Origin of the sequence: Methanoculleus sp. 10, assembly GCF_913757945.1 — an archaeon.
In the GTDB taxonomy this organism is placed as follows: Archaea; Halobacteriota; Methanomicrobia; order Methanomicrobiales; family Methanoculleaceae; genus Methanoculleus.
This window is the reverse complement of the sequence record NZ_CAJYDP010000002.1, coordinates 109,227-132,133: the sequence shown is the minus strand read 5'-3', so window position 1 is coordinate 132,133 and position 22,907 is coordinate 109,227. Positions and strand designations below refer to the sequence as shown.

At 61.7% G+C, this 22,907-nt stretch carries 22 protein-coding genes and 1 pseudogene; 14 read left to right on the top strand and 9 right to left on the bottom strand.

Translation table 11 applies throughout. The features are described from left to right. Positions 1-20: 20 nt before the first annotated feature. Entirely contained in the window at positions 21-2,291 is a 2,271-nt protein-coding gene (locus QZ408_RS02425) for an ATP-binding protein (RefSeq protein WP_292489451.1), read from the bottom strand. Positions 2,292-2,568: 277 nt separating this feature from the next. On the opposite strand from QZ408_RS02425, the gene QZ408_RS02420 reads away from it, so the two are divergent. From QZ408_RS02420 to QZ408_RS02375, 10 genes are all read left to right on the top strand, one after another. Then, on the top strand, positions 2,569-3,027 hold the full coding sequence (locus tag QZ408_RS02420; protein ID WP_292489449.1) for a 30S ribosomal protein S15: 459 nt from the start codon (positions 2,569-2,571) through the stop codon (positions 3,025-3,027). Between the two features lie 6 nt (positions 3,028-3,033). Beyond that, positions 3,034-4,251 (top strand): DHHA1 domain-containing protein, encoded by a 1,218-nt coding sequence (locus QZ408_RS02415; protein WP_292489447.1) that lies wholly within the window; start codon positions 3,034-3,036, stop codon positions 4,249-4,251. Beyond that, positions 4,248-4,490: a KEOPS complex subunit Pcc1 gene (locus QZ408_RS02410; RefSeq protein ID WP_292489446.1), complete on the top strand. Its 243-nt coding sequence runs from the start codon at positions 4,248-4,250 to the stop codon at positions 4,488-4,490. Before QZ408_RS02415 ends, QZ408_RS02410 begins: the two co-directional genes overlap by 4 nt. A gap of 44 nt (positions 4,491-4,534) precedes the next feature. Next, entirely contained in the window at positions 4,535-5,128 is a 594-nt protein-coding gene (locus QZ408_RS02405) for a 30S ribosomal protein S3ae (protein ID WP_292489444.1), read from the top strand. A gap of 133 nt (positions 5,129-5,261) precedes the next feature. Beyond that, positions 5,262-5,693, top strand: a complete 432-nt coding sequence (locus tag QZ408_RS02400; protein WP_292489442.1) for a hypothetical protein — start codon at positions 5,262-5,264, stop codon at positions 5,691-5,693. A gap of 58 nt (positions 5,694-5,751) precedes the next feature. Further along, the gene (locus QZ408_RS02395) at positions 5,752-6,987 is read left to right on the top strand and encodes a 2,3-bisphosphoglycerate-independent phosphoglycerate mutase (protein WP_292489440.1); all 1,236 of its coding nucleotides are present in this window, start codon (positions 5,752-5,754) and stop codon (positions 6,985-6,987) included. Positions 6,988-7,003: 16 nt separating this feature from the next. Beyond that, complete coding sequence (locus QZ408_RS02390) at positions 7,004-7,852, top strand: polymer-forming cytoskeletal protein (protein ID WP_292489438.1); 849 nt, start codon at positions 7,004-7,006, stop codon at positions 7,850-7,852. Continuing rightward, complete coding sequence (locus QZ408_RS02385) at positions 7,849-8,679, top strand: hypothetical protein (protein WP_292489436.1); 831 nt, start codon at positions 7,849-7,851, stop codon at positions 8,677-8,679. Before QZ408_RS02390 ends, QZ408_RS02385 begins: the two co-directional genes overlap by 4 nt. 121 nt (positions 8,680-8,800) lie before the next feature. Beyond that, a complete protein-coding gene (locus tag QZ408_RS02380; protein ID WP_292489435.1) occupies positions 8,801-9,994 on the top strand; it encodes an MFS transporter in 1,194 nt (397 codons plus the stop codon). A 306-nt stretch (positions 9,995-10,300) separates the two neighbouring features. Then, positions 10,301-11,332 carry a PAS domain S-box protein gene (locus tag QZ408_RS02375; RefSeq protein ID WP_292489433.1) on the top strand — a complete coding sequence of 344 codons (1,032 nt, stop codon included), beginning with the start codon at positions 10,301-10,303 and terminating at the stop codon, positions 11,330-11,332. A gap of 18 nt (positions 11,333-11,350) precedes the next feature. On the opposite strand, the gene QZ408_RS02370 is transcribed toward QZ408_RS02375, so the two are convergent. From QZ408_RS02370 to QZ408_RS02355, 6 genes are all read right to left on the bottom strand, one after another. Next, positions 11,351-11,926, bottom strand: coding sequence for a hypothetical protein (locus QZ408_RS02370; protein WP_292489432.1), 576 nt, complete (start codon positions 11,924-11,926; stop codon positions 11,351-11,353). A 58-nt stretch (positions 11,927-11,984) separates the two neighbouring features. After that, positions 11,985-12,107 carry a hypothetical protein gene (locus tag QZ408_RS02365; protein WP_292489430.1) on the bottom strand — a complete coding sequence of 41 codons (123 nt, stop codon included), beginning with the start codon at positions 12,105-12,107 and terminating at the stop codon, positions 11,985-11,987. A 1,239-nt stretch (positions 12,108-13,346) separates the two neighbouring features. After that, entirely contained in the window at positions 13,347-13,499 is a 153-nt protein-coding gene (locus tag QZ408_RS14825; protein ID WP_365995383.1) for a hypothetical protein, read from the bottom strand. Beyond that, positions 13,480-13,938, bottom strand: a complete 459-nt coding sequence (locus QZ408_RS14820; protein WP_365995381.1) for a hypothetical protein — start codon at positions 13,936-13,938, stop codon at positions 13,480-13,482. Before QZ408_RS14820 ends, QZ408_RS14825 begins: the two co-directional genes overlap by 20 nt. Before the next feature lies 1 nt (position 13,939). After that, positions 13,940-14,155, bottom strand: a complete 216-nt coding sequence (locus QZ408_RS14815; protein WP_365995379.1) for a hypothetical protein — start codon at positions 14,153-14,155, stop codon at positions 13,940-13,942. Between the two features lie 26 nt (positions 14,156-14,181). Continuing rightward, complete coding sequence (locus QZ408_RS02355; protein ID WP_365995377.1) at positions 14,182-14,574, bottom strand: ArsR family transcriptional regulator; 393 nt, start codon at positions 14,572-14,574, stop codon at positions 14,182-14,184. Positions 14,575-14,690: 116 nt separating this feature from the next. On the opposite strand from QZ408_RS02355, the gene QZ408_RS14810 reads away from it, so the two are divergent. Beyond that, positions 14,691-14,897: an acylphosphatase gene (locus QZ408_RS14810; RefSeq protein ID WP_365995451.1), complete on the top strand. Its 207-nt coding sequence runs from the start codon at positions 14,691-14,693 to the stop codon at positions 14,895-14,897. Then, positions 14,898-15,203 (top strand): annotated as a pseudogene (locus QZ408_RS14805) (hypothetical protein); the annotation flags it as partial. Here QZ408_RS14805 and QZ408_RS14800 read toward each other — a convergent pair. Continuing rightward, positions 15,113-15,334, bottom strand: coding sequence for a hypothetical protein (locus QZ408_RS14800; RefSeq protein ID WP_365995454.1), 222 nt, complete (start codon positions 15,332-15,334; stop codon positions 15,113-15,115). The pseudogene QZ408_RS14805 and the gene QZ408_RS14800 sit on opposite strands and share 91 nt — an antisense overlap. Here QZ408_RS14800 and QZ408_RS02350 point away from each other — a divergent pair. Next, positions 15,271-16,896: a Sua5/YciO/YrdC/YwlC family protein gene (locus QZ408_RS02350; RefSeq protein WP_365995375.1), complete on the top strand. Its 1,626-nt coding sequence runs from the start codon at positions 15,271-15,273 to the stop codon at positions 16,894-16,896. The genes QZ408_RS14800 and QZ408_RS02350 overlap by 64 nt on opposite strands. Before the next feature lie 466 nt (positions 16,897-17,362). On the opposite strand, the gene QZ408_RS02345 is transcribed toward QZ408_RS02350, so the two are convergent. Beyond that, a complete protein-coding gene (locus QZ408_RS02345) occupies positions 17,363-18,040 on the bottom strand; it encodes an ATP-binding protein (RefSeq protein WP_292489428.1) in 678 nt (225 codons plus the stop codon). A gap of 638 nt (positions 18,041-18,678) precedes the next feature. Here QZ408_RS02345 and QZ408_RS02340 point away from each other — a divergent pair. Beyond that, positions 18,679-22,866 carry a SwmB domain-containing protein gene (locus QZ408_RS02340; protein ID WP_292489426.1) on the top strand — a complete coding sequence of 1,396 codons (4,188 nt, stop codon included), beginning with the start codon at positions 18,679-18,681 and terminating at the stop codon, positions 22,864-22,866. Positions 22,867-22,907 lie beyond the last annotated feature (41 nt).

Here is a 22,907-nt window from a genome sequence, read left to right as displayed (position 1 = left end):
GGAGAAGATAAATATTCGGTTCACTCCCTTCCCGGGCAATAACGCGGCAGGGCGAACGTGATGGCGGCCCCCTCCTCCGGCCGGCCGGGAACCCGATCACCCGCCCGGATGCTCCCCCCGTAGCGTTCCACGAGTTTCCTGACGATATAGAGGCCGAGGCCTTTCCCGCTCTTCTTTGTCTTCCCGCGCTCTTTGCGCTCGAATATCAGTGGCTTGAGGTCGTCGGGAATACCGGGGCCGGTATCGGCAACCGTCACCGATACCGTATCCCCCACCTCCCGGACGCTGATGGTGACCTCGACATCCGGCCCCCCGAACTTGACGGAGTTGCCGATCAGGTTTGCAAAGATCTCGTCGATGAGATCGTCGGCAAGAACCATTGCATCCGGTCCCTCACAGGTGATGCTGGTATCGGCGTAGTAGTTGCGCATCCCCCGGAGCACGGGCTCAAGCCGCACCGGCCGAAGCTCGGCACCTCCGGCTTCCAGCCTCCGGATCGTGGTGACGTTCCTGATGATCTCGCTGCTCTGGTAGATGGCCGCAAGCGGCTCCCGGAGGAACTTGCGGGGCGGATCGTCGGCCGACTCAAGGAACATCTGCAGGTAGCCCATGGCTACGGTATTCGCGTTGTTGATGTCATGCGTGAGGATATCCACGTAGAGGTTGACCGCCTCGGTCGCGGCGTTTGCCTTCTCAAGGTAGCGGTTGGCGGACGCGAGCGCCGCCTCCAGATCCTCCTGGAGCATCCCCTTCACGACCGCGCTCCCGAGGCCTTCGCCGATCGCCGCGAGGATCAGGCGCTCGCTCTCCGGGATCGTCTCCCGGGTCCTGCTCGCGACGGCGATGCACCCTGCCGGCCCGCCATCGCCCGGAATGGGCACCGCCGCAAACGACCGGATGGCAGGATCATCATGCCCCGGGTACCGCTCATGGAACCGGTCGACAAACCGGGCCTCCCCGTCGACGAGAACGTACCGGTAGGGCGGCTCATCCCGGCGCGTGTGCGCCGGGATAAACCCCTCGCCCACAGAGGCGCGCAGGTGCGCAAGATCGCTTTCCGGGCACACCAGGTACGCCGCACCCAGATCGAAATCCAGCAGTGCCAGGATCTTTGCCAGCGATGCCGGGAGGAGGTCGTCAAGGCGACGGGATGCGGTGGCTGCGGCCATGACCTCATTGATGATGAAGAGACGCCGGTTCTCCTCCCGCATCCCCCTTTCCGCCCGACGCCGTTCGGTGATGTCCCGGAACGAGACAACCAGCCGTCCCGGGGCAGCTCCGTCCTGTGCAAAGCGGGTGAATGTGATCTCCGCAGGCCATTCGGTACCGTCGAGCCTGCAGAACGTGCACTCCCCAAAGACAAACGCCTCCCCGCGCAGAACCTGTTCCCGATAGGCCCGGACAGCCTCCCGGTCTCTTTCGCCAATCAGATCGTACGGGCTCCGCCCAACCAGATCCTCACGCCCGGCCCCGCCGAAAAACCGGACCGCGGCCGCATTCGCCTCCACAACCCCCCTGCCCGGATCGGTCAGAAGGATCCCAACATCGGTGGTGTCGAGGATGACCCGGAGCGTCTCCTCCGAACGACGGAGCCGGCTCTCCACCTGCTTCAGTTTCGCCGTTCCGGTGACCACCGTGCAGACCACCTCCTGATCCGGGAGGAGGCTTGCCGAGAGGAGCACCGAACAGGGCATCCCGTCCCGGGCGATGAGGTTGCAGTCCAGACCTTCGATCCTGTCCCCCTCAAGGGCTCCGGCATTCCCAGGATACTCCGGCCAGATCGCGGACACCTCAAGAGAGAGGACTTCGTCTTTTGGGTACCCGAGCATTCCGGAGCACCCCCGGTTCATCTCCGTAATCTGCCCGGTCCGGGGCGAGAAGAGGAATATACCCGCCCCGGATGTCTCAAAGATCCCCCGGTACCGGCTCTCCCGGGCCCGCAGGCGGCCGGAGAGGTGCGACACGACAGCGGCGATGAGAAGGAATACCCCGACGCGGACCAGGGCATTTATGATCTCCGCCCCACTGCTCGGGGAGAGGAGGAGCACCTCCGCGAGGTAGGCGGTGGCAAGCGCCACGGCGACCCCAATACCCTGTTCCGGGTAGTAATAGGCGGCAAGGACGATCGGGATGTAGAAGAGGTGGGGGAAGATGATGAATACCCCGAAGGAGAGACAGTATGCAGTGACGCCGAGCGCAACCAGCGCCGATGCAACGATGCCGAAGAGGGGTAGAAATTCCCATTGGGAACGACCGCCATCAGTGATACGGCCCACATCGCCCTCAATCATACTGTAGAGGTCATTACAGGGGATGATAAAGCTTCAGAAACTGGAAACGGCGCAGTACGCCGAAACCCTTAAGGATCGAGTTCTGTGCACTGCTCAGGCACGTTCCCGATACCCTTAAGTCAGATCCCGGAGAATATGATGCAGCACTGCATGTGCTGGCTATGGTAAGTCCGACGTGCTCCCGGAAGCACTGCCCGCAAGGGCTCGGGATTACAGAGATTAGTCAGTCAACGGACTCTTTTCTGGACTTAACATAGTGTATATCGGAGGTGTATGAATGGCAAGAATGTACGCCCGGCGCCGTGGAACCAGCAGTTCCGTCCGGCCCTACCGGAAGGAGGCTCCTGAGTGGTCCAACACGGACGTAGCGGAGATCGAGAAGATCATCGTCGATCTCCGCAAAGACGGCATGTCGAGCAGTCAGATAGGTCTTGCGCTGCGGGACCGGTACGGCGTCCCTGACGTCAAGCTCGCCACTGGAAAGCGCGTAACCGAGATCCTCCGCGAGAAGGGCCTTGAATCCGAGATCCCCGAAGATCTCCGGAACCTGATGCAGAAAGCGCTCGGGATAAGGAAGCACCTTGCGGAGAACAAGAAGGACGTGCACAACACCCGGCAGCTCCAGATCACCGAGTCCAAGGTGCGCAGGCTGGTCAGGTACTACGTCGGGTCCGGACGGATGCCGAAAGGCTGGACCTACAAACCGGAGACTGCGGAGATTCTGCTCTCCCGCTGATGATCCATGTCGCTTGACGCCGCTGCTGCCGGTCTCGCCGACCATCTCCTCGAGCAGGAGTTTGTGGAGGTGCTGGCGCACCACGATGCGGACGGCATCGCCGCCGCATCCATCCTCTGCCACGCCATGTTCCGCAAGGGCGGGCGGTTCCGGCTGAGGATCCGCGCAGGCATCACCGCGGCCGACGTACCGGAGGACAGCAGCGTGCTCCTCTGCGACTTTGGATCAGCACTCCAGGACCTCCCCGGCGACGTGATGGTGGTAGACCACCACCTGCCCCACTTCGAGGGCGACCACCACGTCAACCCGCGTCTCGCCGGGATCGACGGCGATCGGAACCTCTCCGCGGCCGGTGCGGCCTATCTTGTCGCGCAACGCATGGGGGACAACCGGGACCTCGCGGGCCTCGTGCTCCTCGGCATCCTCGGCGACGGCCAGGATCTCGATGGGCCGAACCGGGAGATCGTGAGCGAAGGGATCGCAAACGGGTTCATCACACCCCGCCGCGGCCTCCGCCTCCCCGGAAGAGGGCTCGTCGAGCAGCTCGCGCTCGCCGTCAACCCCTACCTCGCCGGGTTCTCCGGCGTTCCCGATGCCGCCCGGGCTCTGGTCGCAGAGGTCACCGACGAGGACGACGTGGACGTCGAGGCGCTCCTCTCCCGGATCGTCCTCGCGGCCGCCCCGAAAGCATCGCATGCCGCGCTCTGCGGGATCTGGGGCGCCACCTACAGCCTCGGGCGTGAGGTGATCGATGAGGCGGGGAACCTCGCCGCGGTCGTCGACGCCTGCGGCAAGGCCGGGTGCGGGGATATCGGTGCATCGCTCTGCCTCCGCTCGACCCACGCGCTCCAGGAAGCCTGGGAGATAACCGCCCGCTACCGGCATGCGGTCATCGCCGGCATCCACGGGGTGCGCCGTCTCGATGAGCGCATCGCCCTCTTCCGTGTAGACGACGGGACGGTGACGGGCGACGTCGCGGATGCACTCGCACACGACCTCCTCGAGACCGGGCCCGTCTTCGTCATCGGGGCGAGCGGGGATGGTTACTCCGTATCGGCCCGCTGCCCGCCGGGCGTCGACCTCGACCTCGAGGCGCTGATGCGCAGGCTCGCGGAGGCGTGCGGCGGCCGGGGTGGCGGACACCACCGGAGGGCCGGCGCCCGGATCGGGGCCGACCAGGTAGACCGGTTCAGGCAGGGGCTGCTCGAGGCGATTCCCGCATGACCCGGATCGAGGGGACCATCGAGACGCCGCACGGCCTCCCCGGCTGTGTGGCGGCGGCGCTCGAGCCCGACAACCTCACCCTGATCAGGACATACCCGATCGAGGGAGGGGTGCGGGCCGAGATTGGCGGGACCAGGCTCCGGTCGATCATCGCGTCGGTGGACGACTACCTCATGAACCTCGCGATTGCCGAGGAGATCTGCACCTGCGCGTCACGGAGAGGGAGAGGGCTGGAGTGAACTTGCGGCTCAGGATAAGGACATACGAGAAGTGAAGTGATACCATGGCAAGGAAGAAACAGGTTGGAAGAAGGGTCGAAGGCTGGAAGGCCAAGAAGTGGTACCGTGTCTATGTACCGGAGACCTTCGGCAAAGTTGAGATCGGCGACACCATCTCGGCCGACCCCGCAAACATGGTCGGCCGGGTCATGACTGCGACACTCGGCGAAGTTGTGCAGGACTACTCAAAGTCCCACATCAAGATGAGGTTCAAGATCAACAACGTGGCCGGCGACGCCGCGTATACCGAGTTCGTCGGGCACGAAGTGACCCGGGACTACCTCCGGTCGATGGTCAAACGGCGGGCCTCCCGCATCGACACCATCCACCCGATCATCAGCAAGGACGGCAAACTCCTGCGGGTGACGGTCGTCTGTCTCACCATATCAAGGGCCGAGCAGAGCCAGGTCCACGCCGTGCGGCAGGCGATCTCGCAGGCCCTCTCCGCCAAAGCGGCGGAGAACGACTTTGAGACCCTGGTCAAGGAGATCGTCTCCGGCGACATGGCCCGTGACGTCTTCAAGGTCGTCAAGACGATCTACCCTATCCGCCGGGTCGAGATCACCAAGTCCAAACTCGAGCAGATCGCGGTCGTATAAGGCCGGCTGCTCACCCTTATTTTAGCTCCCATCCAGAGTTTCACTCTTCCCGGGCGACGGAGACGGCGCGAAGGGTATATAATCTATGATCGGGGTACACCTCAGCCGGAGATGCAGGAAGGGGGTGAAGACAGTGACGGCTGAGGAAGAGTATGCAGGCATGCGGCAGGTAAGACAGACTGTGCTCTGCCCGGGGCCCCCGGAGGAGCAGCAGAGGATGGCCCTCTGGATCATCAGGAGGCTGCTTGTCCAGTTCCACCGGGAGTGGACCGCCCTCCGTGAGAGGGAATGCGACGATGCCTGGATTCGCGCCGCAAACGCGCTGCTCGACCGGTATTCGCACCAGCTCTACGATATCGTCTGCGACGTGAAGGCAATCGTCGGCGACGAGGTTGCCGTCGAGATCCGGTGCCTCTCGGCCGATATGATCAAGACGACGAACATCCTCGTCATGCTCGGCTGCAGCGAGGAGTGCTGCAGACGGGGCGACGCTCTCGCAAGAGAGGCGCTCCGCCATGCGGAGCGGTGTCACTCGCTCCGGAGAGTGGCCGGGGCGGCCCGGTGACCGGGTCCCTCCCGCCCACCGGGAAGAGTAATCAGGTTCGGGATCTCATCTGTTTTTGATGATTGCTCACAAGGTGCTATTCCTCGTGCTGGACGGGATATCCGACCGTCCCTGTGAAGCGTTGAACGGACGGACCCCTCTCTGCGCCGCACGGACCCCGGTCCTCGACCGGATCGCCGCGGAGGGCGTGTGCGGCATCATGGACTCCATCGCTCCCGGCATACGCCCCGGATCCGACACCTCCCACCTTGCCCTGCTCGGCTATCCGCCGCAGGAGTACTACACCGGCCGCGGCCCGCTCGAGGCCGAGGGGACCGGCATCCACATGACCGCCGGGATGATCGGCTTTCGGTGCAACTTCGCCACTGTCGACGCGGACGGCCTCGTCACCGACCGCCGGGCCGGGCGGATCTCCGGGACCGCACCGCTCGCGGAGGCGATCCGGGACGGCGTCGACCTCTCGCCCCTCGGTCTCGGGTTCAGGTTCGAGTCGGGCGCCGGCCACCGGGCGGCCCTCGCGCTCACGGGAGAGGGCCTCGGCGATAAGGTCTCCTCAAACGACCCAAAGAGAGAGGGGGTACGGCCGCTCACCATCCGGCCCTGCACCGCTGATCCGGCAGACGCAAAGACGGCAGAAGCCTGCAACGAGTTCATCCGCCAGTCCCGGGAGATCCTCTTTGACCACCCGGTGAACGCCCGGCGGATGGAGGAGGGGCTCATGCCGGGAAACCTCCTCCTGATCCGGGGCGCCGGAAAGATGGGCATGTTTCCGCAGTTCTCCGAGCGTTACGGGTTATCAGGGAGCGTCATCTCCGCGGCCACCCTCATCTCCGGGATCGGGAAGGTCGTGGGGCTCGAACATATCCCTGTTCCGGGGACGACCGGGTCAGTCGACTCCGACCTTGACGCCAAGGTGAAGGCGGCGCTCGCGGAGCTCGACCGGAAAGACTTCGTGCTGCTGAACATCAAGGGGGCGGACGAGGCCGGCCACGACGGAAAAGGCATCCAGAAACGGGACTTCATCGAGGTGATCGACGCGGCGCTCGAACCGCTGCTCGATCTCGAGGACACCCTGCTCGTCGTCTGCGCCGACCACAGCACCCCCTGCTCGATCAAGGACCACAGCGCCGACCCGGTGCCGGTCGTCATCAGGGGTCCCGGGGTCCGGACGGACCGGACGGCCCGGTTCGACGAGGTCTCGTGTGCGGAGGGGGGGCTCCACCGCATCCGCGGCTGCGATCTCATGCCGATCGTCCTCGATCTAATTAATAAGAGTCATAAGTATGGCGCATGAAGATCATACCGGATAAATGGAACCGACAGGGGACCACGACTGGATCAGGGGCTGCACCCTCCCGGACCACACCGAACTCCAAGAGAGGACGCTCAAGACCGGGCAGGACATCGTCATCGGCGACCGGTGCCGGATCGACTACGGCCTCTCAGGGAACGATGTCGTGGTCTGTGAATTCAGCAGGATCAACGGTAGCATCGTTGCAGGCGGCGACGTCCGGATAGACAACTGGTGCGAGGTCGGCGGCGATGTCATCGTGGAAGAGGACGCCTACCTCGGCGAAGGGGTGAAGATCCAGGGCAAGCTCGTCGTCAAGGGCGACCTCGATATCGGGGATAACGTCCAGATCGAGCGCGGATTCGAGGCGAAAGGCTGGATCTCCATCCGCAACCCGATGCCGGTCATCATCTACATCATGATGTATCTCGTGGCCGTCCTCGGGATCGAGAAGCAGGAGGACCTGGACGCCGTCCTCCAGAAACTCTTCGGCGACGAGGAGGCCCGTACAGAGACGCCGCTGATGATCCCGACCGGCGCCGTCCTCAATATGCAGACCTTCTCGGTCCCGGAGAGGATGACCGTCGGGTCGGGATGCCGGTTGCACGGGAACATCCGTGCGGCGTCGATCGCGATCCGGGAAGAGACGACGGTCTTTGGGAGCCTGCATGCACGGGAAGGCGCGAACATCGCCCGCGGATCGGTCGTCCACGGCGATGTCCAGAGCGACGGCGACGTCGTCATCGAGCAGGGAGTGCATATCCTTGGGAACGTCTCCTGCCGGGGCCTCACCCTGCATGAGGATGCCCGCGTGGACGGGGTCATCCGGGCGCCGGGGGGACTGAAGATCGAGAGGCGAGAAACATGAAGGTTGCAGATATTCTTGAGGTTGACGGGTGCCAGTTGGTTGAACCGTCGTTTGCAGAACTGACAATAGATACGGCCCCGGTGTTCCAGACGGCTCCGGATGAGGCCCGTCTCCTGGTGGATGAGGACGAGGAACCGCTCGCGCTCGCCCTCCATGATGACGGGGGCTGGCAGGCCAGCTCATTTCTCTTCCGGGACCCGACCCTCGCCGCCATCGAGTGCTTTGAGGCCGTCGGCGGCGACATCTACCAGGAGAGCCGGGCAGCCTGGCTCTCGGCGGTCCGGGAGTATTACAGCATGGAGATCCTCGCGACCGTCGCCCCCGCCCTCGAGGACCTGCGCCCCGACCGGGAAGGGAAACTCCGCGACCTCATCGGGGAGGTCTGGGGCAACCGTGCGGGGACCCTCTGCCTCGACTGCTGCTGCGGGTCGGGCGTCGGCACCGCGGCACTCCGGGCGGGCGGGGTGCGGGCGCTCGCCTACGACAACGACCCGGCGCTCCTCGCGCTCGGCCTCTCGAAGGGCCGCCTTGTACCGGAAGACACGATGTGCATCGACGCGCGTGAGGCCTCCCGGTACATCGTGCCGGTGCCCCTCGGGGTTGCGTTCATGGCCGGGGAGATCTACTCCTACAACGCCGGCCTCTGGAAACCGATCGTCACCGGACTCCTCGCCCTCACGGATGAAGCGCTGATCACCGTCGGCACGGAGGCCGAGGCCGCCCGGGTGGAGGAGTGGTGCGCCGGAGAGGGGCGGGACGTCAGGGTCTTCGAGAACGGACGTGACCCCATCTACGACCGGTGGTGCTGCGTCACGCGGCGGGTGTGATCCCGGCCGACGACCGGGCTAATATATAAGATAAATTATATCCAACTTCTTTTACCGCATTTGTGAACGCTCACCGCAGGATGGATCTTGCGGGTTTACCCTTTAATTGGATGTATCCCCCATGAACACCGCCAGAAGAGTCTATAACGTCTTATTTATCTCCGTCTTTGCCACCATGCTCGGGCTCGGCGTCGTCAGCCCGCTCCTCCCGATCTACGCGGAGAATCTCGGAGCAACCGGCATCTGGCTCGGCGTCATCTTTTCAGCATTCGCGCTCTCCCGGTCGGTCTTCATGCCCATCATCGGGCGGATATCGGACAGGCGGGGGAGGAAGTGGATCATCCTCATCGGCATGTTCGCTTACGCCGCCCTCTCGCTCACCTACATCCTCGCCGACAGCGTCTATTCCCTCACCGTGGTCCGCTTTGCCCACGGGATCGCCTCGGCCATGGTCGTCCCGATAGCCATGGCCTACATCGCGGACCTCTCGGAGAAGGGCAAGGAAGGGAGCCATATGGGGAACTTCTCCATATCGATGTTCCTCGGCATGGGGGTGGGACCGCTCCTCGGTGGGTTCTTAAACGACGCGTTCGGGATGGATTCGGTCTTCTACGTCATGGCCGGCCTCTCGGCGTTCGCCACGCTCCTCGTCGCCGTCTCGCTCCCGGAGGCAAAACCGGGCCATCTGAAGATCCCGAAGGTGGAACCCGTCCCGATGTGGGAGATCTTCACGCTGCCGGTCATGCGGGGGGTTCTGGTCTTCACCTTCATCAGCGCCCTCGGCCGCGGGGGCATGATGGTCTTCATCCCGGTCTTCGCCCCCCTGATCGCGATCAGCCCGACCGAGGTGGGCATCGTCCTCTCCGCGAACACCTTCCTGATGGCGCTCCTCCAGGTCCCGATCGGGAGGCTCACCGACACCGGGAACAAGGTCGCCCTGATCGTCGTGGGGTCGGCCGTAGCAGCGGTATCGCTCGGTGTGATCCCGCTCTCGGGGTCGTTTTTGCCCTTGCTCCTGTTCACCTCCCTCGTGGGCGTCGGGGGCGCCATCCAGCAGCCGGCCATCATGGCCCTGACGGTCGGCGCAGGCCGGACCCTCGGGATGGGAACCGCGATGGGTGCCTACAACACGGTCTTCGGCATCGGCATGATCATCGCACCGTTGATGGGGGGCGTCCTCATGGACTACATCGGGCTCGACGCCGTCTTTTACGTGAGCGGGGTGATAAGCCTCCTCGGAACGGCGGTCTTCGCCGTGATGATGCGGAGAAGTGCTCGTGAAGGCGCCGCCGGAGAGGTGCCAGGGCATGGATAGACCCTCTTTCAGGGGAGCGACGGCCGTTCGTCGTTCGGATTCCCCGAAACATTAACTCTACCAGCCGAAAAGAGCCATTCTGACCGCATGTCATTCTCTCACATGAGATAAATTAATATACCTTTTTTACTATCATGGGATACAAAGGCGTGCAGGTGGGATAGCGCGCCGGAACCGTCGTATCAAACATCTGCAGCGCGGCCGGGTGACCCCTGCAGGCTTACGGGCATCTCTCTGCCCGGCGCAAGAGTACAACATCTCATGGACCACTGCAAGCATACACTCCTGCTTCCGGCCGCCCCCCCTGTGGACTTCTGTACGCTTCGTGCCCGCTTTCCGGCCTCGTCCATTCTTGTCGCCCTGCCGTCCGGGATTCCGGGGGAGGTAGGGGACGCCGTGGGCATCCTGCTCCTCGAACTCCTCATCGCCGGGATCGCCTTTGGGCTCCTCGGGGTCTGGCTCAAGGAGCGGGCTGTGGTCGCCCGCATCGCCGGGATGGGGGCGAGCATCGAGGCCATCCGGGCAGGCAGTGACGCCCGCACCCGCCTCCCCGCAGGCGAGGACGACCCGGTCTCACGCTTTGCCGGCGACGTCAACCGGATGCTCGACGATCTGGAGCGTTCCCGGCAGGAGCTCCTGGAGAGCAGGGACCGCTACCGTCTCCTCTTCGACAGCGGGAACGACTTCCTGCTCGTCTGCGCAGTGGGGAGGGAGGGCACGCCCTACCGGATACTGGACGCAAACGCGCTCGCCTGCCGGACTCTCGGGTATGCCCGGGAGAATCTCCTCGCCCTCGCTCCCCGTTCAGTCATCCTCATCAGGAGCGATTTCGAGCGAGATGACCACCACCTCTACAGCGCCGACCTGATCCCCCGGCAGGGCGAACGGATCCCCGCCGAGGCGACCATTCACCGCATCAGCCTCGAGGGCACCCCGGCGATCCTCATCATCGCGCGGGACGTAACGGAGCGGAGAAGGGCCGAGAAGGAGTTGATGGACTACCGCTACCGCCTGGAGGAACTGGTGACGCAGCGGACCAACGAACTCCAGGCGGCAAACGAGAGTCTCAGGCGCGAAATGAGAGAGCGGGCGCGGATGGAACGGGAGAGGCTGGAGGCATACCGGCAGATCGAGAGGAACATCGAGCAGTTTGCGGTCCTGACCGACCACATCCGAAACCCCCTTCAGGTCGTCCAGGGGATGGCCGACCTCATCGAGGACGAGCGGGCGGAGAAGATCCAGGAGCAGGTCCGGCAGATTAAGAAGATTCTCATGCAGCTCGACGAAGGGTGGGTTGAGTCGGAGAAGGTCCGGGAGTACCTGGAACGCTACCGATGAGGGAGCCCGGTCCCGTCCTTACGACGGCTCCTTCTCCTCGGCGCACTCGAGTTCCGCGACGACATCGGCCGCATCGTCCATCCGCCGGACCAGGTCCTTGATCTCGACCAGGCGTTCGACGCCGATGAAGTGCTCGGCCATCACCCGGGCCATATCCGTGAGTTCGATGCGGCCGGCCCTCCGCCGGACCAGCCCGTAGTCAAGGAGTGTCGGGAGGGCCGGCTCCAGCGCCCCGACCATCGTGTGGGTCATGCGGATCACCTCCTGCTCGTCGCCGCTAGAGACCACGACGTTCGCCACGAACTCTTCCGTGCTCTGCTCCATGTCGTACTCGGGAGCGACCTCCTCCATCTCGCCACTGAGAAGGCCGACGGCGACCTCCTCCTCGGTCTTCCCGGACGATCTGGAGTACGAACCCCCGGGCTCCGCCAGGATGACCACCCGGCCGAGGTCGTGGAAATCGGGCCGACCGGCGCGGCCCATCATCTGGTGGAACTCCTGGACGGTGAGCCACTGGATGCCCATCGCAAGGGCGTCAAAGATCACCTGAGATGCCGGAAAGTCGACGCCGGCGGCAAGCGCGGCCGTGGTCACGACGGCGCCGACCTCCCGTTCGCGAACCGCCGCTCCACGTCCCGGCGCTCCTGCGCGGTCAGCCCCGCATGGTAGGGGGCGGCAATCTTTCCGAGAGCGTCGGCGATGACGTGGCAGCGGCCCGGGAGTTCGTGAAGACGATCGACTGGCCCCGGTAGCCCTTCGACGACCGTATCTGCACTCCTCGGCGACCATCTGTTTGATGAACCCGATCTTTTTAGACCGTTCCACGAAGATGAGGTGCCGCTCGAGCGGAACCGGCCGGTCGGCGTAGCGGACCAGGTTTGCCCGGAGTTTCTCCGCGAGCAGCCCGGGAGCCCCGATCGTCGCCGAGAGGTAGAGGAACTGGGCTTCCGGGGCGATATGCTTGAGCCGGGCGATCAGCCCGTCGAGACGGTGGCCCCGATCGGGTCCTCGAGCATCTGGACCTCATCGATGACGACGGTCCCGATGTCCTTTAAGCGATCCCCCGGTCGGAGGAGCGTGATCGATCCCCTCGTAGGTCCCTACCACGACGGGAGCATGGACGTCCCGGTCTCCCGCGGGCCGGGTCTCGGGAGGTTGAGACGGCTCATCCCGGTCTGGAGGGTGACCTCACCAGGTGGCCGTAACGGTCGCGGAACCGCTGGTATTTCTGGTTCGCGAGCGCGACCAGCGGGACCAGGAAGAGCATTCTCCCCGCCCTTCAAGGAAGTTCTTCATCCGGCCATCTCACCGATGAAGGTCTTGCCGCTCGCGGTGGCGGAGACGACGAGGAGGTGCTGCCCCTCGAGGAGCCCGTTCTGGACGGCGGTTTGCTGGACAGGCATCAGCATCGACCCCGGCGGCTTCGCAAACGCCGCGGGCAGCGGGAGTTCGGTGATATGGGCCGTCTTCTGACCTCGTGCGCCTCCAGCCGGTCAAAGAGGGTCCGCTTCCGGTCAGGATGGTCGGGACCCACCGATCCCAGCACCCGGTCGAGGTCCCGGACCTGGGCGAGGAGTTTCGAGGTGGACGAGGACGGAGCCGCCGAATTTGCCCATGTAGCCGAGCCCGGCGCATCTCGCGCTTTGCGCACTCCAGGCAGATCCATTCCCCGCCGTAGCGGACGCCGGTCGTCTTATCGATGGGAACAAACCGGTCCTCGGTTTCGCAGAACCGACAGATGTCGATCCGCGACACCGGGATCTGGAGGTCGGCAAGAAACGACTCGAACTCCGGGCTCTTCCCGCAAGGTGGACCGAAGACCGGCGCAAGAGCGTGATCAGGTCCCGGGTCGGGGTGGGCTTGAGCCGTTTACCGCGCCGGCGCATCTTGAAGTTCTTTGGCCGCTGGCCCTTCGGGGTTGCGGGTCAGGTCGACGAACCCGGAACCCCTCGACACGGCCGCCCTCGACAAAACAGCAGTTTATACGTGCCTTTCTGGGGCTGGACGATAACCTTCATGGTGCGATCAGGTCGTGGATCGTATAGGTGAGCCCCACCGTCTCCAGTCGCTTGAGGAAGTCGGTAAACTCCTCATCAACGATAAGTATTGCGCACTCCCGCCCGTGGAATGCCGCCTCGATAACCCCTTCACGGGATCCGAAGAACATATCCGGCCTCGATATCAGCCTTCCTGAGGGCTACGTAGGGCTCGAGGCCCACGGCGGCCACCATCTCCGCGTCCCGGACGGCGTCCCGAAGAAGGTCTGTCCTGACGTGCCTTGAGCCGCCCTGCTCGACCCGCGGCACCTTTGCAGACGTGGATGAGCCCTCCTCGTGCTCGATGATGCCGCTTAACCGGGGCGACGCCGAGGTCCTCCCGGGTTTCGCGTCCATGGTCGCCCTGCCTGTGGCGCTCTGCGCCTGCTTTGTCGCGTAGAGCCACCCGTCCTGCATCAAGACGCCGACGGTATCCCCTTTCCGGATATCCTCGCGGGCGACGGCCGTCCAGACGGCCACCTGCTGGATGATATCCCGGTTGATGTGACGGGCATAGGCCTCGAGCGCCTCGGCGTGCCGCAGGACCCACTCGATCCCGTTCTTCGTCACCTCATACCGGCCCCGGCCGTGAGCGGTGACCAGCCCTCATCCACCAGTTCCCGGATGGCTCGGAGACGGCCTGCGGCGTCACGCCGAGTTTCCCGGCGATCTCCTGCTGGCGGACGGCCGGCTGGTGCTCGGCGATCTCCACCAGATCTGGAACCGGGTGGCCTCCCGTTTGCTGCGTAAGATGACGGTAGAGAGGATCGTCAGTGAAGTCGGTCAAACAACACCATTCCCTGTCCTTTCACGTCAAGGCCGGGGATCCTTCGCCAGCCCCTTGATGAAGGTTGGACTCACGCCGTATTTCCTGGATATATCGCTGATCGAGGTGGTCCCGCCCAGGATCTCCTGTTCAACCGAATCCACAATTGTGCGAAGACTCTCGTCGTTTGAGATGGCGATGTGCAGGGTTCCGATATCGCCCATGGAACACTGGAAGCTGGCCCGAATTTGCTGTATGTCGCCCGCCCGCTTCGTCGGTTTCTCTCCGGGCTTCGGCATCCGCCACTGTTCTTCGATCAAGTTTCCCTTCTTGAGGATGGAGAGGCACTCGGTCACCATCGAGGTCCCGGCGTAGGTCCCGGTTCCTCCTCGGTCAGCCAGGCTTTTGTTTAAAGTTCGTAGATTTTTTATAATCAGCATTATTGAACGTTATAAGAAGAGGAACCAGTTCAACCGGATCATTAAGAATTTTAATATGTCCCGTCAATGCGATACCCTATTGTTATATCGTTGTATAACTCCATAAATTTTGCTGAATATTCAATGCGTATACGTGGCACAATCATCATCCGGGGCATCGTTCAGGGGTCGGATTTCGTCCCTTTGTCTATGCAAAGGCCCGGGAATTTGGGATCACCGGGACCGTCAAAATCTCTCGGAGCGAGGTGGAGATCCATGCGTTCGGTGACCGCTTCGAGGAGTTCCTCGAGGCCGTTTCCGGGGAACGCCGTTATCTCACATAGATTCCAGGACGTCCAGGATCTGCGCGACAACCCGCCCGATACGTTTACCATCCTCGAGAGCGGCTCCGGGAGCCTCTCCGGATTCATCCCTGCCGATATCGGCACCTGCGACGACTGTATCGCCGATATGTTCACGCCGGGGGACGGCATGAGGGCTACTGGGCCACATCCTGCGTCAACTGCGGTCCGCGGTACAGCATCATCACTGCCATCCCCTACGACCGGGAGCGGACGTCGATGGCGGAGTTTCCCATGTGCGGCGCCTGCGAGAGCGAAATACACGACCCGTCCTGCCGGCGGCACCACGCCCAGACGATCGCCTGTGCCGCCTGCGGGCCGCAACTCGCTCTCTTGAAGGCCGACGGGACGCTGGTTGCGGCCGCAGATCCCATCCGGGAGGCGGCAGCCCTCATCGACGGGGGCTCGATCGTCGCCATCCGGGGGATCGGGGTTTCATATCGCCTGCACCGAGGAGGCGGCCCCGGTTCTGAAACGCCGCCTGGGCCGGACGGAGCAGCCGCTCGCGGTGATGGCGACCCCGGAGGAGGTGGAGCGGATCGCGGTCGTCTCGGAAGAAGAGCGGCGGATCCTGCAGTCCCGGGAACGGCCGATCGTGGTGCTCGAAAGAAGGACCATACGTCGCACCCGGGATCCGGGGCTCCATACCATCGGGTGCATGCTCCCCTACACCGGGCTGCACCACCTCCTCTTTGCGAACCTCGCCCACCCGCTCCTGGTGATGACGAGCGCGAACCTGCCTGGCTACCCGATGATCACGGATCTTGAGATCGTCCTCGGCCGGCTCTCGGAGGAGGTGGACTACATCCTCACCCATGATCGCCGGATCGTCAACCGGTGCGACGACTCCGTCGTCCGGGACGGCTACATCATCCGTCTCTCCCGGGGCCTTGCCCCGAAGCGGGCGGCGATCGACCTCGGGGATGCAACCATCCTCAGTGTCGGGCCGGAGTTGAACGCGAACGTCTCGGTCTACCGGAACGGGTTCTGCATCACCTCGCCCCACGTGGGGAACGTCAGGAACCCCCAGACCCTCGCCTACCTGCAGGAGACGGCGGAGCGGATCGGGGGGCTTCTTGACGCACGATACGATCTGATCGTCCACGACCTCCACCCCCAGTTCCTCTCGACCCGCTACGCCCGCGAGGTTGCCGAGGCGGCCGGGGCGGAACTCCTCGCGGTCCAGCACCACCGGGCGCACATCGCCGCCGCGACCCGGGAGGAGTGCGTCGGGATCGCGATCGACGGCGTGGGTTACGGCGACGACGCCACGATCTGGGGCGGCGAGGTCTTTAGCGGGACGGTCCCGCACCTCGACCGGGTCGCCCACCTGGAGGTCGTCCCGATGCCGGGCGGCGACCTCGCCACCCGGTTCCCGGAGCGGATGCTCTACGGCATCCTGCCGACCTCGGGGGTCCGGGACCTCCTTTCGTCACGGGGATGGAGCGAGATGGAACTCTCGGTCCTCACCCGGCAGGTGGAGCGGGGGTTGAACGTCGCCGCAACTTCGAGCACCGGGAGGGTCCTCGACGCCGCCGCAGCCCTTCTCGGGATCTGCCGGGAGCGGACCTACGACGGCGAGCCGGCGATGAAGCTCGAGTCGGCGGCGTATGCCGGGAAGGCGACGGCATGGGAGAGCGAGTTTTTGCGCGACGGGGGCTGCGAGGTCCTCTCGACCCGGTCGCTCCTTGCCGAGGCATACCGGCGGTCCGCGGCCGGGGAGCGGGTGAACGATATCGCCGCGTCGTTCCAGTACAATCTCGCGAGAGGCGTCGCCGCGATGGCGGTTCGCGTAGCGGAAGAGCGGGGGATCCCCCGGGTGGCGCTCTCGGGCGGCGTGGCGTATAACCGGGCGATCCGGGAGACGGTTCTCAGTGAGGTCCGCGCCGCCGGGCTTGAGGTGGTTATGAACCGGGAGTATCCCCTCGGGGACGGGTGCATCAGCTTCGGGCAGGTGGTGTACGGGGGGAGCGGGGAGTAGAGGGGGCGGGTCGATCAGGTTTGTCTGGAGGTTTTACCAACGATCCGCTCAGGCAACGCCTTCGGCGGATCATGTGACAACTGCGGAACCGATCCTGCAGTATTTGCAGGCCGGGTCGCGGGCGGCAAGGTGGTCATGGTTGTCCGGCCCTCTGGGACCACGGTATCCTTCTGCAACCTTTCGCCAATCTTTCGCCAATCCCGGTTCTACAATATCAACGCAAAACCGTCTATTTCACGATCCAGGTTCAAATAGTTGGCGTCGATTCGAACAATCTTCGTCAATCTTCGCCCAATCCCAGGTTTACAGTACCAACGCAGAGCCGCTTATTTCGTGATTCAAGTCCAAACATTTGGCATCACTTCCCCAATCATTCCCCAATCCATGTTTCATGATATCGATGAATTGGCGCTTATCTTACAATATAATGCCATATCTTTGAGATCACTTCCCCAATCTTCCCCAATCAGATCCCCAATCGTACCATCTCTGTCTGGAGGGGAGGGGAGAGCACCCATTTCGTGCCCCTTGTCTTCCCGATGGCCACGATCGTCCCTTCCTTTCGCATCTCCTTCAGGAGGGACTTGATGAACTGGCGCTTTTGTTCCTCGTCCAGAGCATCGGACACCTTGTCCAGCAGCAGGTCTTCAATATCCGCTCTCTTCACCTCATGATAGGTCTTGAGATACGCTACTATCATATCCTTGAAATATACCTTGTCAAACGACCGCTTTCTGATATAATCGGCCCGCGTATCAGTCTCGGCCGCAACACTCTCCGAAACATAGAGGTTCGGATGCCGCCCTTCAATGAGTTTCTTCTTCCGGAGAACAGTCCGCTCCTCCGGCATGATGGAATACTCCTTCTGTACTTTATCGAGGGCGATCACATCCATCAGCGTCAGATCCTTCCGCTCGATCAGCATCCTGGTATACCTCTCGTCGATCACCCGGCCGGGGATCGTGACCCGCACCACACCTTCTTCATCGAGATCGTAATCAGGCATCGGGAAATTGCGGTCCCGCTGTACCCGAAACATCCGTTTGATCCCGCTGCCGATGGTGTCGATCATCTTCAATTCGACCATCGCACTGGCAAGGAAGGGGTTTCGATACCGGTCAGGCGGCATATCGCGCTCGGTCACGTTCTGGATCCGGAGTAATCAGGTTGGCCGGTTCGTTGAAGGCGGAGAAGGAGGGATCAGCCGGAGAGGCACCGGGACCGGCTGGCGGCGCGCACAGGGGAGAGAAGCACGCCTGTCCGGCGGGGTGAGTGCACGCGCGCGGTTTTACCGGCATTTGTAACCTGCTGTGGCTGCCTCACACTGGCGGTCGTTGTGCGGTTGAGAGATTGACCCGGCAGACAGATTTGTTTGATATGAGGGGCAGGATATTGCCCGGTCCGAAGGAAATTTTTAAAAAAATGTGCGGGGAGTGTAATTGTCGTGGTTATTTTTCGTTAGGTTTATAAACTCGAGGGATATATCATCTCATTGCCGTAAAAGATGCTTGAACGGCACTTTGAGGTAATAAGGAGACTGATGATTGTGAGATTGGCGAATGTGGGGGTGCCCTTCGTACCGAAGGGTACCGAAGGGTACCGAAGGGTACCGAAGAGTACCGAAGGGTACCGAAGGGTACCGAAGAGTACCGAAGGGTACCGAAGGGTACCGAAGGGTACCGAAGGGTACCGAAGGGTACCGAAGGGTACCGAAGGGTACCGAAGGGTACCGAAGGGTACTCCAGATCGCGTGAGCGAATAGCCTGGCTGATCCCGGGCTTGATGCTGCTCGTGGCAGTAGCGTTTGTTGTGCCGGCAATGGCAGCACCTGCCTACACGAGCGTTGAGATAAACTCAACAGCACCCGGGCAAAACTGGGTCATTCTGAATTTTAATGAAAGCGTTGCATGGAAGACTCTTCTCGGGGACACAGATTTTATTGTTGCTGTTAACGACGTTCAGCGAACCTCCACTCCTGATGTTCCAGCAAGGATTGGTCTTGACCCGGCACCTACGATGGATCTGGTCTTCCTTGGCCCGGCCCTTGGGCATGGTGATGTGGTGAATGTCACGCTCAGCAGTTCCGGAGCTTTAAAGATACTGAATCCGGCATCACTGGATTCTATGCCCGATGAGACCGTAACGCAGGAAGTTACCTATCTTATCCCCCCGGAATTCGTTAACGCAACAACGGACGAGGATGGGACGCAGATCATCATCGAGTTCAACAAGACGATGACCAATCCCGCGGGCAAACACGATCAGTTTAACTTCACCATTGGTGGGGAGGAGTATGCCGTTGCTGCCGTTGCTCTTGACGATCAGGACGACCATAAGATCGTGCTCACCTGCGATGAAGAGATCTCATTTGGCGACACTGTCACCGTGAACTACACGCAAGGTGACGTTAAGTCTGATGATGGCGGCGTACTCAGGACTTTTGCCGGTAAGAACGTGGTTAACCTCGTCCCGGAGCCGCCGACGGTCCTGAGTGCCAATACCACCACAGACGGGGAATTTATCAACATCACCTTCAACAGGGAGATGAACGAGCCCGCTGGCAAACACGATCAGTTCACGTTCTTCGTCAACGACGTTAAGAGAGACTTCAGCGATGCCGCACTCAGTGCCGACAACCTGACCTTCTCGCTTGAAGTCGATGGTGAGGCCCTGATAGCAGCAGGGGATATCGTCAACATGAGTTACACCAGAGGTGATGTTACATCTCAGAATAATGGTAAGCTTGCATCCTTTGAGAACCTGACGGTCGAGAACAACGTGCCGGCTTCGCCCGGAGTTGTTGCCGCAAAGACGAACGCGGATGGCAACCAGATCCTCGTCACGTTTGACAAGGATATGGCCGATCCCGAGGGTAACAACTGGGATCGGTTCACGTACCGTGTGAACGACGGGGATGAACTTGGTTTCTGGGATATCTCCCGCCAGGATGACAATAAAACATTAGTTCTTGATGTATGGCCGTCATTTGAATCCAGCGACACCGTCACCCTGACCTACGGCAGGGGCAGTGTCCGGTCTGACGACCACGGCGTGCTGCTGAACTTCACAAACATCACCGTCGAGAACGTGATGCCGCCCGTATTGGTGCAGATCGATCCGCTCACCGATGAGGATGCGGCTACCAAGATGGTCACCCTGAACTTCAGTAAACCCGTCTGGTGGGGCTCGCCTCTGCGTGATGGCCCAAGTAATGCTATTGTAGTCCGGGTCGGTGGGGACACCCGTGTGGCCACAGAGATCGGACCACGTAATTACGAGGATGCATCGAATCTACTTGATGTGACGTTCTCCGGCCCGGTTATCGGCGATGGCCAGACGGTTTACGTAGAGATAACAGGATGTGGAGCGCAGAAGATCAAGGAGACCAGCTCGGAAAACAACACAATGAGCGGATGGGATTCGGCCTCGATAAGATACGTCCTCCCCCCGACGTTCTGTGAGCAGGATCCGATCCAGTTCAAGCCCGAGTGTGGCGGAACCAACATCGAACTGCACTTCGATAAGTATGTCAGCTGGGAGAACACCCTCAACGACACCCATATCACCGTAACGGTCGATGGAGAACCGGTTGAGTTCGCTGATGTCGCTCCGAATTGGTGGTCGCAGCAGATGATGACCCTGGTGTTATCCAAACCTATCACTGAGGATGGACAGGAAGTCATCATCACGATCACTGAGCTGGGAGCTGCCGAGATCAAGGAGACGACCCAATATGTTCCGATGGCCGGCAAAGCATCAGTGAAGGCGATCTACGCCGCACCGCCGGAGTTTGAGAAGATCCTGGTAACGGATGCAGAGATGGGCAATGTCACGCTCTACTTCAGCAAGCCCGTCTTTGCTAAGGAGACATTATACAAGAACTCTGATATTAAGGCGATGATCAACGGAGAATACCGGGACATTGCCGCCATTACGCCTGCCTACTCCAGCGAAGACGCAGCAGACACGATGGTTGTAAAACTTGCCGGTGCGATGGTCACAGAAGGGCAGGTAGTGGAGATCTCGATCACCGCTTCGGGTGCTGGAAAGATCAGAGAGACAGTCGGCGAAGTGCAGATGCTCGGCGGCAACACGCGAAGCGTGACCCATACCGCGGAGACTGCGCCGGTGTTCGTCGATGCATGGACCAACGAGTTTGGCAGGGCCATCATCGTCGAGTTCGACAGGAACATGGCCGACCAGAACAACCAACCGAACGGATTCGGGTTCGTGGTGAACAGCGAAGAGAAAACATTCGAGAGCCGTGCTCTGGATGGCGACAACAAGAAGAGGATCGTCCTTTCCATCAGGGAAGATGACACCATCAAAGCCGGCGACACCGTCAACCTCACTTACACCCCGGGCAGCGTTGCGGCTGAAGACGGCGGACTCCTCGCAGCCTTCGACGAGCGTATCGAGAACAAGAAGCGCCCAATCCTGACCGAGATCACCATCACGAAGGTTGCGGGCGATGGAAACGAGATTGAACTCCTGTTCGACGAACCGGTCTCCTGGAGCCAGGTGCTCAAGGGCGGTGTCGACATAACGGCGACGATCGCAGGCGGTGCCCGCGGGGTCGTCGATATCGAGAACCGTAGTGTGGAGAATGCAAGCAACGTGCTTATCGCGACCGTGAAGGGAGAGGCCGTCAAGGAAGGTCAGTCCGTCGTCATAACCGTCACGAAGAGCGGTGCTGACAAGATCACCTGCGAAGGCAAAGCATTGATCGAGTGCACCTCCTCCACGCAGTATATGGAGTACCACGGCGCCCCGTACATCGAAGACCTGGTAGTTCTGGACCACGTTGAAAAGCGGGTCGGCCTGAGCTTCTCGCAGTACGTGTCGTGGGGTGAACTCGTCAACGGGACACACATCACCGTAACGGTCGACGGAACCCCCCGGAGGGTCTACAAGGTTGAAGAAGGTGCCGGGAATTGGATCGCTATCGAATTCGATGGTGAAATCCTCAAAGTCGGCCAGAAGATCGTCGTGACGATCACCGAAGAAGGAGCTGAAACCATATCATCGTACTACGGCTACGGCACGCTGGCTCCGCCGTACGTGATTGAGACGACATACACAAAGACCGACGGCCCGGTCATCGAGACGGTCGAGACGAACGAATACGGCAACCTGGTGTACATCACCTTCGACAAGGAGATCGTCCCTATTTCCGGGTCTTACGGGTTCGAGATGTACGTTGATGGATGGCGTTCAGTATGGTTCCAGGATGCCTGGCTTGAAAACGACAACAGGACGCTTGTACTCGAGGTCGACAATGGGTTGTGGACACAGGTGATCAAGGAAGGCAACGAACTTGCCATCTCGTATGCCGATGGATACATCCCCTCCGAGGATGGAGGCGTGCTTGCCCGCTTCGAGAAGCACCCTGCTGAGAACAAGGTCACGAAAGCCTTCGACCAGATTCAGCCTCTGAACGACGGCTGGACCCTCGTCTCCACAAGCCAGTGGGTCGACTCGACCGCTTCGGAGTTTGTGAACGCTGATCTCGTATACAAGTACGATGCAGCAACCGGCACCTTCTCCTCAGCGACCGTGGGCGACGTCAAACCTGTCGAGGCGCTCTATGTCAAGAGCACCGGACCCGGCTGGTTTGCAGCGAACTTCGCAGAGTTCCAGCCGCTCAGCACGAAAACACTCTACGCAGGCTGGAACCTGATCGGTGTCGGGACAGAGAACAACGCCGGGGCGCTCCTCTCGCCGCTCCGATACATCCAGGTCGGGGAACAGGAGGGAACGGGTATCACGACACTCGTCAGCCAGGGCGCACTCAACAGAATGACCGGAGACCTGTATCTCCCGACCCTGACATATGAAGACTGGGAGTTCGGACTGAAAAACCAGTGGATGAGTCCGGTCGACGGCTACTGGATCTACATGAACGGAGGCAAGGACTTCGGCGTACTCCCTGGTGACGGCGGGCACCACGCCACCGAGCAGCCTATCTGAAATGGCGGCTCTTCCGCCCCATTTTATTTCCAGGGAGTGTG

Bases quoted from the DNA above. Each gene is read 5' to 3' on its own strand.
- QZ408_RS02405 (WP_292489444.1), top strand. From the start codon at position 4,535: ATGGCAAGGAAGAAACAGGTTGGAAGAAGGGTCGAAGGCTGGAAGGCC.
- QZ408_RS02385 (WP_292489436.1), top strand. From the start codon at position 7,849: ATGAAGGTTGCAGATATTCTTGAGGTTGACGGGTGCCAGTTGGTTGAA.
- QZ408_RS02395 (WP_292489440.1), top strand. From the start codon at position 5,752: ATGATTGCTCACAAGGTGCTATTCCTCGTGCTGGACGGGATATCCGAC.
- QZ408_RS14825 (WP_365995383.1), bottom strand. From the start codon at position 13,499: ATGTTCTTCGGATCCCGTGAAGGGGTTATCGAGGCGGCATTCCACGGG.
- QZ408_RS02425 (WP_292489451.1), bottom strand. From the start codon at position 2,291: ATGATTGAGGGCGATGTGGGCCGTATCACTGATGGCGGTCGTTCCCAA.
- QZ408_RS02390 (WP_292489438.1), top strand. From the start codon at position 7,004: ATGGAACCGACAGGGGACCACGACTGGATCAGGGGCTGCACCCTCCCG.
- QZ408_RS02380 (WP_292489435.1), top strand. From the start codon at position 8,801: ATGAACACCGCCAGAAGAGTCTATAACGTCTTATTTATCTCCGTCTTT.
- QZ408_RS02415 (WP_292489447.1), top strand. From the start codon at position 3,034: ATGTCGCTTGACGCCGCTGCTGCCGGTCTCGCCGACCATCTCCTCGAG.
- QZ408_RS02340 (WP_292489426.1), top strand. From the start codon at position 18,679: ATGCTGCTCGTGGCAGTAGCGTTTGTTGTGCCGGCAATGGCAGCACCT.
- QZ408_RS02420 (WP_292489449.1), top strand. From the start codon at position 2,569: ATGGCAAGAATGTACGCCCGGCGCCGTGGAACCAGCAGTTCCGTCCGG.
- QZ408_RS02355 (WP_365995377.1), bottom strand. From the start codon at position 14,574: ATGCTGATTATAAAAAATCTACGAACTTTAAACAAAAGCCTGGCTGAC.
- QZ408_RS14800 (WP_365995454.1), bottom strand. From the start codon at position 15,334: ATGGCGACGATCGAGCCCCCGTCGATGAGGGCTGCCGCCTCCCGGATG.
- QZ408_RS02410 (WP_292489446.1), top strand. From the start codon at position 4,248: ATGACCCGGATCGAGGGGACCATCGAGACGCCGCACGGCCTCCCCGGC.